This is a genomic window from Lentzea sp. DG1S-22 (assembly GCF_036321065.1).
Lineage (GTDB): Bacteria > Actinomycetota > Actinomycetes > Mycobacteriales > Pseudonocardiaceae > Lentzea > Lentzea jiangxiensis.
In genome coordinates, this window is sequence record NZ_CP143276.1 from 6,473,204 (window position 1) to 6,485,818 (window position 12,615).

The following is a 12,615-nucleotide window of genomic DNA, read 5'->3' on the forward strand; positions in this document are numbered from 1 at the left end:
ATGACCACGCCGAACGACAGCTGGAAGTCGCCGGAGCTGCGCGCCGCCGAGGCGCAGGTCGACGCGCGCTTCAAGGAGGCGCAGGACCTCGCGAACCGCCTCAAGGACACGCCGCTGCCGCCCGTGCCGCCGGTCGACTACAGGGCGATCGCGCAGCAGGTCGAGCGGGCCGCGCAGGAACGCGACGCGCCCGAGCAGCTCAAGGCGTTGAAGCGCAAGGTCGACGCGGGCGAGTTCACGTGGGAGGACGTCGTCTCCGGCAAGGCGGCGCAGGACCCCGACGTGCAGGCCATGCAGCAGGAGAACGTCAAGAAGATGAAGCAGGCGTTCCAGATGCTGCAGGAGGGCCTGACGCCGGAAGAGATCATGAACGCCCAGGACCCGCGCAGGAACCGCGGCGGCGACGACGGCGACGAGAACGCGCCCGACATCTTCACGGAGGACAAGTGGTGATGACGGCCTGGCGGACACCGGACATCCTCGCGGCGGAGGACTTCCTCACGAACGCCGTCGCCGAGGCGGACCGCGCGATGCGGACCGCCCAGCAGGGCCTCAGGGGCAGGGAACCGTCCACTGAGGACATCCGCAGGGTGATGCAGTTCGCGAAGTCCAGCGAGGCCTCACCGGCGATGCGGCAGCTCGCGGACCGCATCGCGCGGGGCGCCGGCCTGAGCTGGCGTCAGGTGCTCACCGGCGAGGCGGGCCACGACCCGCTGGTGCGCCAGGCGCTCGAAGCCGACCGGGCCCGCCTCGACGAGCTGATCCAGGGCGAGACGGCTCCTCCGCCGCCTCCCCGCAGGCCCGCGCGCACCGACGACGACGAGCCCGTGCAGTTCACCGAGGACGCCTGGTGATCAGTCCAGGACGAGGGCGACGCTGACCAGCACGGCCCAGGCCAGCATGGCGATCCCGGTGAACTGCAGCACCGGGATCAGGTCCTTGCCACCGCGCCCGGCGGCCACCCGGCGCACGGCGGGCAGCAGGACCGGCGCCGCGAGGAACCCGAGCAGCGCGTACGGCACCCGCACGACCATGCCCAGCGCGATCAGGAACGGCACCACGACCAGCGCCAGGTAGAGGCGGCGGGTGTCCTTGTCGCCCAGCACCACGGCCACCGTGCGCTTGCCCGACACGGCGTCCGTCGGGATGTCGCGCAGGTTGTTGGCCACCAGCACCGCGGCGGAGATCGCTCCCATCGCGATGGACGCCCCGATTCCGATGCCGGTGATCTCACCGGTCTGCACGTACAGCGTGCCCAGCACCGCGGCCGGGCCGAAGAAGAGGAACACCGCGATCTCGCCGAGGCCCGCGTAGCCGTACGGACGCTTGCCGCCCGTGTAGAACCACGCCCCGAGAACGCACACGGCACCGAACGCGAGCAGCCACCAGTAGCCGGACAACGCCACCAGCACGAGCCCGGCGACCGCGCCGAGACCGAGCGAGATGAACGCGGCCAGCCGCACCTTCGCGGGCTCGGCCGCACCCGAGCCGGTCAGGCGGAACGGCCCCACGCGGTTGTCGTCCGTGCCGCGGATGCCGTCCGAGTAGTCGTTGGCGTAGTTCACACCGATCTGGAACGCCACCGACACGACGAGTGCGAGCACGGTGTAGAGCGCGTTGAACTCGTCGATGTGGTGCGCCGCGGCCGCACCCACGACCACGGGCGCGATCGAGTTCGGCAGCGTGCGCGGGCGGGTCCCCTGGATCCACTGGACGACTGAGGCCATGCCTCCATCCTCCGTCATGGTCGCTGAGGACCCGCCAACGGGCCTATCAGCAGGTGGTGGCGCCGGAGACGCCCGCCACGTAGGCCTTCGCGACGTGCTTGCCGGACGCGATGCGGTACCAGACGTTCGACGTGCCCTGCGTGCCCGACACGGACTCACCTGTGAGCTGGCAGGTCACCCTGACCTGGGCGTAGTTCGCGGCCAGACCGACCTGCGCGCTGGAGGAGTTCGCTCCACTGCGGACGTTGACGGTGCCGTTGGCCGCTGCCGTGCGGACCGTCCCCACAGGACCGGACCCGGTCCACAGGTACGTGACGGTCACCCACGCGTTGTTGGTGAGCTTCAGGCCGTCCCAGAACGTGCCGTCGGCGAGGTCGATGCCCGCCGGGTTCGCGACCTCGCGCCCGAACTGGTCCTTGCCGCCGTTGTAGTTGTTCTCGTACGCGGCCTGCGCCTGCGGCTTGCCCTGCGGCAGGTCCTTCCACATCTCCCGGGTCGCGGACGGGTTCCAGTAGTCGTCCTTGGTGTTCCACGGGCCGACGTCCCACACCGGCGCCCACTCGCAGCGGCCGTTCGACGCGCACACCTGCACGCTGTAGTTGCCGGAGTTCCTGCCCGCCAGGCCACGCCGCGACGGCAGCGCGACGAAGTGGTCGCGCGACCGGATCACGTGCCCGTTCGCCGTCGTGCCGCCGACGAGGCCCTCGCGCGTCGCGTAGACCCGGTACGAACGTCCCGCCGCCGCGGCGGTGACGTCGTCCGCGGACGGTCCGGCCGGCACCTGCCTCGCCGAGAGCTGGACCTTCTTCGCCTTGCCGCTGCTGAGAACCAGACGCGTCTCGACCGTGGACGTGGTCACCGGCAACGTCGCCGGCGCCTCCAGCCACTCCGTCCACTGACCGTCCGGGCGCAGGCCGCGCACGTCGACCACGCCGTCGCCGGTCACCACCGCCGTGACCGCGTTGGCGGGCCGGGCGAGCCTGTGCGAGCCGAGCTCGACCAAGCCCAGGCGCGGGGAGCCGCCCCACGTGGCGGAACGGCCGCTGACGTCCGCGGTCCACTCGTTCGACGCGGGAGCCGCCTGAGCGGGAGACGCGAGTCCGGCCACCAACGCGGCGCCGGTGACCAGCGGTAACAGGTAGCGCATGAGAAACCCCCATCGCTGACGCGCGCGGCGAGGGTGCCGGGCGCTTCGCGGCGAGGGTTGTCCTCAGCGGTAAAGGTTCACCTAAATCAGCGATCGTGACGCATGTACGACGTTGCATTCCAACCTCGCTGCCGGGAACTACGGGCCTCCGAGGTCGAAGCGGCGTCATGCGGTCGAGTCCAGGCCGATCAGGTTCCGCTCGACAGCCGCACAACCGTTCGACGCGCGCTGCCTGTCGTGGAAGATCGAAGTCGCCGGCCGCGCGAGCTCCGTGTCGATCTGGAGTGTCGCCGGCCGGCTCCGTGACGTGCGAATGATCGGGAAGCCGGCACATCTCAAGGCGTTGAGCTCTCGACCTGTCAGGGAAACCGACCTGGTCCACCGTGACGGCATGTGGTTGTTGCACGTGGCTGTCGACGTTCCCGAAGCGCCCAGACGGGAACCCGTGAACGGTTTCCTCGGTGTCGACATGGGAATCGTGAACCTCGCCACCACTTCCGACGGCGATCGGATGTCAGGGACCTGCCTCAACCGCTACCGCAAGCGCCAGCAGCGCCTTCGCGGGCGTCTGATGACCAGGAGAACCGCTTCCGCACGAAGGTTGCTGAAACGTCGTCGTCGCAAGGAGCAGCGGTTCGCCGGCGACCTGAACCACCGGATCAGCAAACGCATCGTGGCCGAGCTGAACGCACCGGACGAGGCATCGCCGTCGAGGAGTTGACGGGGATCCGCGAGCGGGTACGGCTTCGCAAGCCCCAACGGGCCATGGTGCACTCGTGGGCATTCGCCCAGCTCGGGCGGTTCCTCGCGTACAAGGCCGAACGGGCGGGAGTCGTTCTCCTGAAGGTCGATCCCGCTCACACCTCTCAGCAGTGCAGCGGTTGCGGTGAGATCGACAAGAAGAACCGGCGCTCGCAAGCACTGGGGCGAAGTCATGCGTCCGCACGCAGCGCCCACCCCGTCAGCCAGCCGGGGCGGCAGCCGCAAGCCTGGTGGCGTCCCTGAATTCTGACGATCGCGCGGCGATCGATCGAACAGGGCTCATGACCTAAAGGACGCGGCCACCGCGGCCCGGTCGACCTTGCCCGGCCCGCGCAACGGCAGCTCGGACACGAACCGCACCAGCTTCGGCGCCGCCGCCCGGCCCACGGCCTCGGTGACCACGGCCTTCAGCTCGTCGGCCGACGGCTGGACGCCGCGCGCGACGACGGCGGCGGCCACGGCCTGGCCCCACTCGTCGTCCGGCACGCCTACGACGCACGCCTCCAGCACGCCCTCGACGGTCGCCAGAGCCCGCTCCACCAGCACCGGGGGCACCTTCTCGCCGCCCGTGACGATCACGTCGTCCGCGCGTCCCAGCACCTCCAGCCGCCCGTCGCGCAGCCGCCCGAGGTCACCGGTGCGGAACCACTCGCCGAACGGCTCCGCGCTGCCGCGGTACCCGAGCGCCAGCACCGGCCCGCTGATCTCGATCAGGTCGTCGGTGCGCAACGAGACCCCGCGCAACGGGGAGCCGTCGTACACGCACCCGCCGGCGGTCTCGCTCATGCCGTACGTCGTGACGACCCGCACGCCCAGAGCGCGCGCCTGCTCCAGCAGCTTCGGCGGGGTCGCGGCCCCGCCGATCAGCACGCCGTCGAACTGCCGCAGCGCCTCGAGCCCGGGCCCCTCGCCCACGACGAGCCGGGACAGCTGCGTGGGCACCAGCGCGGTGTAGTGGCGGCCCGGCCGGCCCAGCACCGGCCGCGCGGCCTGCGCGAACCCCATGGCGCGGAAGCCGCCGGCGAGGTCGAGCACACCGGGCGTGGTGCCCGCCACGATCGACCGCACCAGCACCTGCGCCCCGGCGATGTGGTTCGTGGGCAGCGCCAGCAGCCACGTGCCGGGGCCGCCCAGCCGTTCGTGCGTCGCCTCCGCGGACGTGGTCAGCGCGTCCGCGTCGAGCAGCACGGTCTTCGGCTCGCCCGTCGACCCGGAGGTCGGCACGCCGAGCACGGCGCGCTTCTCCCAGCCGTCGAGCGGTCCGTCCACCAGCGGGTCGCCGCCCCGCAGCGCCGCGCGCAGTTCGTCGAGCATGGCCACCTGCCCAGGGTTGGTGCGGGCTCAGAAGTAGTACGGGTAGTTCGACCAGTCGGGGTCGCGCTTCTCCAGGAAGCTGTCGCGGCCCTCGACGGCCTCGTCGGTCATGTACGCGAGGCGGGTGGTCTCACCGGCGAACAGCTGCTGGCCCACCAGGCCGTCGTCGATCAGGTTGAACGCGTACTTGAGCATCCGCTGCGCCGTCGGCGACTTGCCGTTGATCTCCCGCGCCCACTGCAGCGCCGTGGTCTCCAGCTCGGCGTGCGGCACGACCTCGTTGACCGCGCCCATCTTGTGCATGTCCTCGGCGGAGTACGTGCGGCCGAGGAAGAAGATCTCGCGGGCGAACTTCTGCCCGACCTGCCGCGCGAGGTACGCCGACCCGTAGCCGCCGTCGAACGAGCCGACGTCCGCGTCGGTCTGCTTGAACTTCGCGTGCTCGGCGCTCGCGATCGTGAGGTCGCACACCACGTGCAGGCTGTGCCCGCCCCCGGCCGCCCAGCCGGGCACGACCGCGATGACGACCTTCGGCATGAACCGGATCAGCCGCTGGCACTCCAGGATGTGCAACCGCCCCGCGCGCGCCGGGTCCACGGTCTCCGCCGTCTCACCGGAGGCGTACTGGTAGCCGCTGCGACCACGAATGCGCTGGTCACCGCCGCTGCAGAAGGCCCAGCCGCCGTCCTTGGGGCTCGGGCCGTTGCCGGTCAGCAGCACGCAGCCGACGTCGGAGGACATCCGCGCGTGGTCGAGCGCCCGGTACAGCTCGTCCACCGTGTGCGGCCGGAACGCGTTGCGCACCTCGGGCCGGTTGAACGCGATGCGGACGGTGCCCTGGTCGAGCGCCCGGTGGTAGGTGATGTCGGTGAAGTCGAAGCCCTCAATCGGCTTCCACAGCGACGGGTCGAAGAGCTCCTGGTCTGCCACGGTCTGAGACTCTAGGCGCATGAATCCGTCCACGGCGCAGGCGAGGGTGATCGTCGACGAACTGGTCCGCAACGGCGTCCGGCACGCCGTGCTGAGCCCCGGTTCGCGCAACGCCCCGTTGTCGTTCGCCCTGCACCAGGCAGAACAGAACGGCCTGCTCACACTGCACGTGCGCATCGACGAGCGCAGCGCGGGGTTCCTCGCGCTCGGCCTCGCCAAGACGGGCACCCCGGCCGTTGTCACCTGCACGAGTGGCACCGCCGTGGCGAACCTCCACCCGTCCGTGATCGAGGCGCAGCTCACGGGTGTGCCGTTGATCGCTCTGACGGCCGACCGCCCGGTCGACCTCTACCGCACCGGCGCGAGCCAGACGATCGACCAGTACGACGTGCTCGGCCTCCCGACGCTGCACATGCCCGAGGGCGCGGACGAGGCCACCACCCGCTCGCTGGTCTGCCGTGCCGTCGCGACGGACGGCCCGTCGCACGTGAACGTGCCGTTCCGCCCGCCGCTGACGCCTGTCGACGCCGCCTGGCCCTCGTCGGACCGCGCCGGGGCGTGGACGGAGACGGACCGCGCGTTCACCGTCGAGACCCGGCCGTCCTCCCTGCCCGCGCGCACGCTGGTGCTGCTCGGGGACGACCGCCCCGAGCGGCTGCGGGAGGCCTCGCGCCTCGGCTGGCCGGTGATCGCCGAGCCGACCGCGCCCGGAGGCCTGCGCCACGGGTCGTTGCTGCTCAACGCGGGCTTGCCGGAGCACCTGCGGCCCGAGGCGGTGCTGGTCGTGGGCCGCGTGACGCTCTCGCGCGGTCAGCAGGCGTTGCTGAAGGACACGCCGGTCGTGCACGCCGTGGGCGACCGGGCGCAGTGGCCGGACGTGCCGTTCACGGCCTCGCGCGCGTCGACCTGGCTGCCCGAGCCCGCCGCGCTCGACGACGACTGGACGCGGTCGTGGCAGAACGCGGTGAAGAGCGTCAGCGCGGCCGTCGACGACCTGCTGGACGCCGAGCCGTGGCCGACGGGCCTGCACGTCGCGCGCGACCTGGTGCACGCCGTGCCGTCGGGGTCGCTGCTGTTCGTGGGCTCGTCCAACCCGATCCGCGACGTCGACTTCGCGGCCGAACGGCGCCCGGACGTGGTGGTGCACGCCAACCGGGGCGCGGCGGGCATCGATGGGAGCGTGTCCACGGCGATCGGGCTGGCGTTGCAGCACGACGGGCCGTCGTTCGCGCTGATGGGCGACCTGACGTTCCTGCACGACAGCAACGGCCTGCTCGCCGACCACCGGCCGGACCTCACGATCGTCGTGCTGAACGACGACGGAGGCGGGATCTTCTCCCTGCTGGAACAGGGCTCACCCGAGCACGCGGCGAGTTTCGAGCGCGTTTTCGGCACCCCGCACGGAACTGATCTGAGCGCTTTGTGCGCGGGCTACCGGATTCCGCACTCCACAGTGGACGGACGGGAGGAGTTCCGCGGCGCGATCGCGTCACCGAAGGGCCTCCAGGTGGTCGAGGTGCCGGCGAAGCGCGACGACCTGCGCTCGTTGCACCGACGTCTCAAGGCGGCGGTGTCAACCGTTTTCAGCAGATAGGAAACATACGTAAGTCGGTAGGCGGTCCAGGGTGGTCTGGATAGCGTCCGCCGCATGGCGATCAGATCCAAGGCAACGGCCGCGGTGGCGTCCGCGGCCGCGATGACGCTCTTCGCGGGGACGGCCCTGGCGGCGTCTCCCGGTGCTCCCGGAGCCGGCGACCCGTACTTCCCGTTCTACGGCAACGGCGGTTACGACGTCTCCCACTACGACATCAGGCTCAACTACACCCCGGCCGGCGACCAGCTCTCGGGCACGACGACGATCCTGGCGAAGGCCACCCAGGACCTCACCCAGTTCAACCTGGACTTCCTGCTCAAGGTGAAGTCGGTCAGGGTCAACAACGCGCCGGCGTCGTTCGTCTCGGACGGCGGCGAGCTCACGCTCACCCCGCGCGGCGGCGTGCGCAAGGGCCAGGACCTCACGATCGTCGTCACCTACGCGGACAGCCCGTCGACCGTGAAGGACCGCAACGGCTTCACGGCGTGGACGAAGACCGCCGACGGCGCCCTCGCCATCGGTGAGCCGGAGATCGCCTCCTGGTGGTTCCCGTCCAACGACCACCCGACCGACAAGGCCACCTTCGACGTCAACGTCGCCGTCCCGAACGGCGTCGAGGCGATCTCGAACGGCACCTTCCTCGGCACCACCCGCCAGATCAACGGCTACACCCGCTGGAACTGGCGCAGCGCCAAGCCGCAGGCGACCTACCTGACGTTCCTCACCATCGGCCAGTTCGAGGTCCGCCAGTCGACCGCTCCGAACGGCCAGCCGGTCGTGAACGCCTACTCGGACCGCCTCGGCGCCAACGCCGACTCCGCGCGCGCCAGCATCGAGCGCACGCCCGAGGTCACCGAGTTCCTGGCGGACAACTTCGGCCCGTACCCGTTCGAGGCGCAGGGCGGCGTCGTCACGCCGGACCTCGGCTACGCGCTCGAGAACCAGACCCGCTCCACCTACGACGGCGGCTTCTTCCGCCGCGGCGCCAACACCTACGTCGTGGCGCACGAGATCGCCCACCAGTGGTTCGGCGACTCGGTGTCGGTGCACCACTGGCGCGACATCTGGCTGAACGAGGGCTTCGCCTCCTACGCGGAGTTCCTGTGGTCCGAGCACGTGGGTGAGGGCACCGCCCAGGAGAACGCCGACTTCGTCTACGACTCGTACCCGGCGGACAGCGAGTTCTGGAACGTCCTGCCCGGCGACCCCGGCGCCTCCAACGTGTTCCACGGGGCCGTCTACGACCGCGGCGCCCTGGCCGTGCACGCGCTGCGCGTCGCCGTGGGTGACGAGAAGTTCTTCGAGGTCCTGCGCACCTGGGTCGCCGAGAAGAAGTACTCGGACGCGACGATCGAGCAGTTCACCGCACTCGCGGAGCGGATCTCGGGTCAGCAGCTGGACCAGCTCTTCCAGACCTGGCTGTTCACGAAGGGCAAGCCCGCGGAGGCTCCCGGCCGTGCGGCCGACGCGTCGAGGTCGCTCTCCGTCGCGGCCGAGCCGAAGTCGCGCGCCAAGGTCCAGCTGACGCACGAGCTGCTGGCCGCGCACAGGTAAACCCGGTGGCGTTCCGGACCCGGTGACGAGCACGATCGAGCCATGACCCCTCGTGTCGCGCTCGTCACCGGCGCCGGTTCCGGAATCGGCGCCGGAACGGCGAAAGCCCTTGCCGCCCAAGGCCACCACGTCGCCGTCGTGGACGTGTCCGACCGCGCCCGCACCGTGGCCGAGCAGATCACGTCGTCCGGCGGGACGGCGTTGCCCGTGCTCGCCGACATCAGCGACCCCGACGCCGTGACCGGCGCCGTGGCCGAGGTGGCGGCGCGGCTCGGCCCGGTCGGCATCCTGGTCAACAACGCCGGCTTCGCAAGGGACAACATGGTCCTCGACATGCCGCTGGCCGACTGGGACGCCGTGGTGAACACCCACCTGCGCGGCGCGTTCCTGATGCTCAAGGCCACCGCACCGGCCATGCGCGAAGCGGGGTGGGGCCGCGTCGTGAACATCTCCAGCATCTCCGCCCTCGTCGACAGCGACCGCGCCAACTACGTCGCCGCCAAGGCGGGCGTCGAGGGCTTCACCCGGGCCACCGCCCTCGACCTCGCCCCGTTCGGCATCACCGTGAACGCCATCGGCCCCGGTGTCATCGTCACGGAGATGACCAAGGTCTCCGCGGCCCGCGCGGGCCGCACCCTCGACGAACACGTCGAGGTGCAACGCAACTCGATCCCACGGGGCCGTGTGGGCACACCGCACGACATCGCCCGCGCCGTCCTGTTCTTCACCGCCGAGGACGCCGACTACGTGACGGGCCAGGTCATCTACGTCAGCGGAGGCCCCCACGGCTGACCCCGGCGTCCGTTTTCACCCGAACGAGCCCGTATCGTGGAACAGGTCCAAGTCATAACGTCGAGGGCTATGGCACCAAGCACCCCCTCCACCGCGTACAGCCGCGACCTGGGCGACGAACTGCGGCGGTTGCGCGAGACCTGCACGAACCTCAAAGGCCACGAGGTGGCCGCCCGCCTCGGCTGGGACCCGAGCAAGGTCTCGACGATCGAGCGCGGCAAGGCGCGGCCGAGCGAGATCGACCTCGTGCAGTTCCTGACGATGTGCGGCAAGGACGTCGATTTCTTCGAGGTGTTCAAGCAGCGCTACCGGTACGCCTTCGACGAGTACATCGTTCAGGCGGCCGGCTCGTTGCGCACCGCTGTCATGGCGGAGTCCACGGCGGCGAAGATCAGCAGCTACGAGACGCTGACCCCACCCGGCCTCATGCAAACACAGGCGTACGCCGACTGTCTGTACCGACAGACCGGAATCGCCACCGAGGAACAGATTCCGGGCCTCGTGCAGATGCCAACTGACCGTCAGGCGGTGCTGAAGCGCCACGATCGGGCGGCTTGCGTGTTCTACGTCCACGAGATAGCGCTGCAACAGCAAGTCGGTGACGCCCAGGTGATGGAGGACCAGTACCTGCGTTTGCTGTTCAACAGCCATCTTGTCCGGATCGTGCCGGAAGAGGTGGTCGCGGTCTCGGCCGGCTTCGTGCTGTGGGAGTACGAGACGGCCAGGGCCATCGCCTACAGCGAGACCGAGTTCTCGCAGGTGTTCGTGCAGGACCCAGGTGCCGTTGCGAGGACACGGCAGAACTTCAACCGCTTGGCCGAGGTCGCTCTCGACGAGCAGCAGACCCGGAACAAGCTCATGGAGTACATCGGTCGGCCGCGTGCAGAAATCGAGCTTCTGCGGAGTGGTCGTCGTACGGCGCGATAGCACCGCCACACACACGACTTCGCCGGGTTCCCCCAAAATCAACACTGGCGAGCGGGTCTGACGATTTCGGCCGTTGCCGAGGTGTTGACGTTCAGCGTCTCGGCAAGGCGGCGTTCGTGGCTAAAGCCCTTCGAGGGCCTCACGCATAGGCCGCATCTTGGCGTGCGCCTCCTGCACCTCGATGTCCGGATCGGAGTCGGCCACCAGCCCGCACCCCGCGAACAACCGCGCCGTCGACCCGGAGATCTGCGCGCACCGCAGCGCGATCCCCAGTTCGCCGTCACCGTTGCCGTCGATCCACCCGACGGGTCCGGCGTACCGCCCGCGGTCCATCCCCTCCAGCTGCGCGATCAGCTGGGTGGCGTCCAGCCGGGGCGTTCCGCCGACGGCGGCGGTCGGGTGCACCGCGGAGCCGAGGTGCAGCAACGACGTCGGCGACTCCAGGGTGCCGATGACGTCCGACGACAGGTGCGAGACGTTCGGCAGCCGCAGAACGGACGGTCCCTCGACGGACATGGTCGTGCAAAAAGGGCGCAACGTCTCCGCGAGAGAGGTGATCGCGTAGTCGTGCTCTTCGAGGTTCTTCTCCGACGACATCAACGCCGCGGCGAGCTCCTCGTCCGAAACGCCGTCGTGCGGCCAGGTGGTGCCGGCCAGCACCCGTGAGTCGACCACGGAACCGGTCCGCCTTAACAACAACTCGGGCGTGGCGCCCACGAGGCCGTCCACGGCGTAGGCCCAGCACTCGGGGTACCGGCGCGCGAGCCCCTGCAGGACGAAGCGCTGGTCCAGGCGGCGGTCGGTCGTGGCGATCAGGTCGTGCGCGAGCACGACCTTGTCCAGCTCGCCGGACCGCATCCGCCGGACGGCCGACCGCACTGCCTCGCGGTACCGCGTGACCGGCAGCTGACCGTTCGAGTAGCGGACGGAGGAGGGCCGCGAGAGAGGTGCGACCAGAGGCGCGGGGTCCGAGGCGCCGATGGTGGTGATCCACTGCTCGCCGTTGCGGCGGCCGACGACGACCTCGGGGACGATCAGCACCGAGTCGCCGGGGTCGTCGGCGAAGGCCATCGAGACGAACGCCACAGGTCCGCTGCCGGGCACGCCCAGCGGGTCCTCGACGTCGAGGTGCGACACGAACTCCTGCCACCACCTGTCCGCCTGCGCGAACCGGTCGGGGCCGCTGACCTCGAACCGAGCGGCCTCGCCCCAGCCGACCAGGCCGGAACCGTCGCGCACCCAGGCGAGCGCGCGCTCCGGGTCCGGCAACAGTCCGAGCAGGTCGCCGGCGGTGTCGCGCCTGGACCGGACGCGGATTCGCTGCCGTGCTCTCGATGTCGGTGCAGAGGTCACAGTCCGACTGTATGGACCTCAACCTGAAAGTGCGGCACCCGCCCGGCTCTAGACTTCTCAGTTGTGGTGGAGGACGCAGTGACCAAGACGCCCCGCGGTGTTCGCGTCCGCCGTGCGGTCTGCAAGGTTTTGTTCGTCGTCGGGGGCGTGATCACGCTCGTCTGCGTGTTGCTGCCCATCGCGTGCTGGCGCGACGACGTGGCCATCGAGCGGTCGATGGGGCAGGCGGTCGCGCAGGTCGACTCCGTCGCCTTCAACAGGACCGTTGTGCGGTACGCCACACCGGACGGGCGCGTGATCATCCCGTCGCAGGGGGTGCTGTACCCGCAGGGGCTCAACGTCGGGGACAACGTGCGCGTCGAGTACGACCAGACGAACCCGGAACTCACCCGCGTGGCCGGCCGGACGGCCGTGCTCAGCCTGCTCCCCGTCGGGACCTTCCTCGTGTCCGTCTGGATCGTCATCGCCGCGGTTGTGACAGTTCTACGCAGATTCGGCACTCAGGTGTAACATCG

At 70.1% G+C, this 12,615-nt stretch carries 14 protein-coding genes; 9 read left to right on the forward strand and 5 right to left on the reverse strand.

Annotation, left to right across the window (positions count from 1 at the left end; genetic code table 11):
• Both V1227_RS30505 and V1227_RS30510 read left to right on the forward strand, forming a co-directional pair.
• Positions 1-453: a hypothetical protein gene (locus V1227_RS30505; RefSeq protein ID WP_329788788.1), complete on the forward strand. Its 453-nt coding sequence runs from the start codon at positions 1-3 to the stop codon at positions 451-453.
• A complete protein-coding gene (locus V1227_RS30510) occupies positions 453-854 on the forward strand; it encodes a hypothetical protein (protein WP_329788789.1) in 402 nt (133 codons plus the stop codon). Before V1227_RS30505 ends, V1227_RS30510 begins: the two co-directional genes overlap by 1 nt.
• On the opposite strand, the gene V1227_RS30515 is transcribed toward V1227_RS30510, so the two are convergent.
• Together V1227_RS30515 and V1227_RS30520 are read right to left on the reverse strand one after the other, a co-directional pair.
• Positions 855-1,727: a 1,4-dihydroxy-2-naphthoate polyprenyltransferase gene (locus V1227_RS30515; protein ID WP_236216894.1), complete on the reverse strand. Its 873-nt coding sequence runs from the start codon at positions 1,725-1,727 to the stop codon at positions 855-857.
• A gap of 46 nt (positions 1,728-1,773) precedes the next feature.
• The gene (locus tag V1227_RS30520) at positions 1,774-2,874 is read right to left on the reverse strand and encodes an SH3 domain-containing protein (RefSeq protein WP_329788790.1); all 1,101 of its coding nucleotides are present in this window, start codon (positions 2,872-2,874) and stop codon (positions 1,774-1,776) included.
• Positions 2,875-3,265: 391 nt separating this feature from the next.
• On the opposite strand from V1227_RS30520, the gene V1227_RS30525 reads away from it, so the two are divergent.
• Together V1227_RS30525 and V1227_RS40730 are read left to right on the forward strand one after the other, a co-directional pair.
• Positions 3,266-3,595, forward strand: coding sequence for a transposase (locus V1227_RS30525; RefSeq protein WP_329794151.1), 330 nt, complete (start codon positions 3,266-3,268; stop codon positions 3,593-3,595).
• Positions 3,592-3,879 (forward strand): zinc ribbon domain-containing protein, encoded by a 288-nt coding sequence (locus V1227_RS40730; protein ID WP_442916388.1) that lies wholly within the window; start codon positions 3,592-3,594, stop codon positions 3,877-3,879. Before V1227_RS30525 ends, V1227_RS40730 begins: the two co-directional genes overlap by 4 nt.
• Before the next feature lie 36 nt (positions 3,880-3,915).
• On the opposite strand, the gene menE is transcribed toward V1227_RS40730, so the two are convergent.
• The gene (gene menE, locus V1227_RS30530; protein WP_329794152.1) at positions 3,916-4,950 is read right to left on the reverse strand and encodes an o-succinylbenzoate--CoA ligase; all 1,035 of its coding nucleotides are present in this window, start codon (positions 4,948-4,950) and stop codon (positions 3,916-3,918) included.
• Positions 4,951-4,977: 27 nt separating this feature from the next.
• Entirely contained in the window at positions 4,978-5,880 is a 903-nt protein-coding gene (locus tag V1227_RS30535; protein WP_442916389.1) for a 1,4-dihydroxy-2-naphthoyl-CoA synthase, read from the reverse strand.
• 19 nt (positions 5,881-5,899) lie between these two features.
• On the opposite strand from V1227_RS30535, the gene menD reads away from it, so the two are divergent.
• From menD to V1227_RS30555, 4 genes are read left to right on the forward strand one after another with little or no spacing between them, the layout of a single operon-like run.
• Positions 5,900-7,474, forward strand: coding sequence for a 2-succinyl-5-enolpyruvyl-6-hydroxy-3-cyclohexene-1-carboxylic-acid synthase (menD, locus tag V1227_RS30540; protein WP_329788792.1), 1,575 nt, complete (start codon positions 5,900-5,902; stop codon positions 7,472-7,474).
• 54 nt (positions 7,475-7,528) lie between these two features.
• Complete coding sequence (locus V1227_RS30545) at positions 7,529-9,028, forward strand: M1 family metallopeptidase (protein ID WP_329788793.1); 1,500 nt, start codon at positions 7,529-7,531, stop codon at positions 9,026-9,028.
• A 42-nt stretch (positions 9,029-9,070) separates the two neighbouring features.
• Positions 9,071-9,820 carry an SDR family NAD(P)-dependent oxidoreductase gene (locus tag V1227_RS30550; RefSeq protein WP_329788794.1) on the forward strand — a complete coding sequence of 250 codons (750 nt, stop codon included), beginning with the start codon at positions 9,071-9,073 and terminating at the stop codon, positions 9,818-9,820.
• Between the two features lie 36 nt (positions 9,821-9,856).
• The gene (locus V1227_RS30555; protein WP_329788796.1) at positions 9,857-10,747 is read left to right on the forward strand and encodes a helix-turn-helix domain-containing protein; all 891 of its coding nucleotides are present in this window, start codon (positions 9,857-9,859) and stop codon (positions 10,745-10,747) included.
• 120 nt (positions 10,748-10,867) lie between these two features.
• Here the strand turns inward: V1227_RS30555 and V1227_RS30560 are convergent, their stop codons facing one another.
• Positions 10,868-12,100, reverse strand: coding sequence for an isochorismate synthase (locus tag V1227_RS30560; RefSeq protein ID WP_329788797.1), 1,233 nt, complete (start codon positions 12,098-12,100; stop codon positions 10,868-10,870).
• Between the two features lie 78 nt (positions 12,101-12,178).
• Here V1227_RS30560 and V1227_RS30565 point away from each other — a divergent pair, with 78 nt between their 5' ends.
• Positions 12,179-12,610 carry a DUF3592 domain-containing protein gene (locus tag V1227_RS30565; protein WP_329788798.1) on the forward strand — a complete coding sequence of 144 codons (432 nt, stop codon included), beginning with the start codon at positions 12,179-12,181 and terminating at the stop codon, positions 12,608-12,610.
• Positions 12,611-12,615 lie beyond the last annotated feature (5 nt).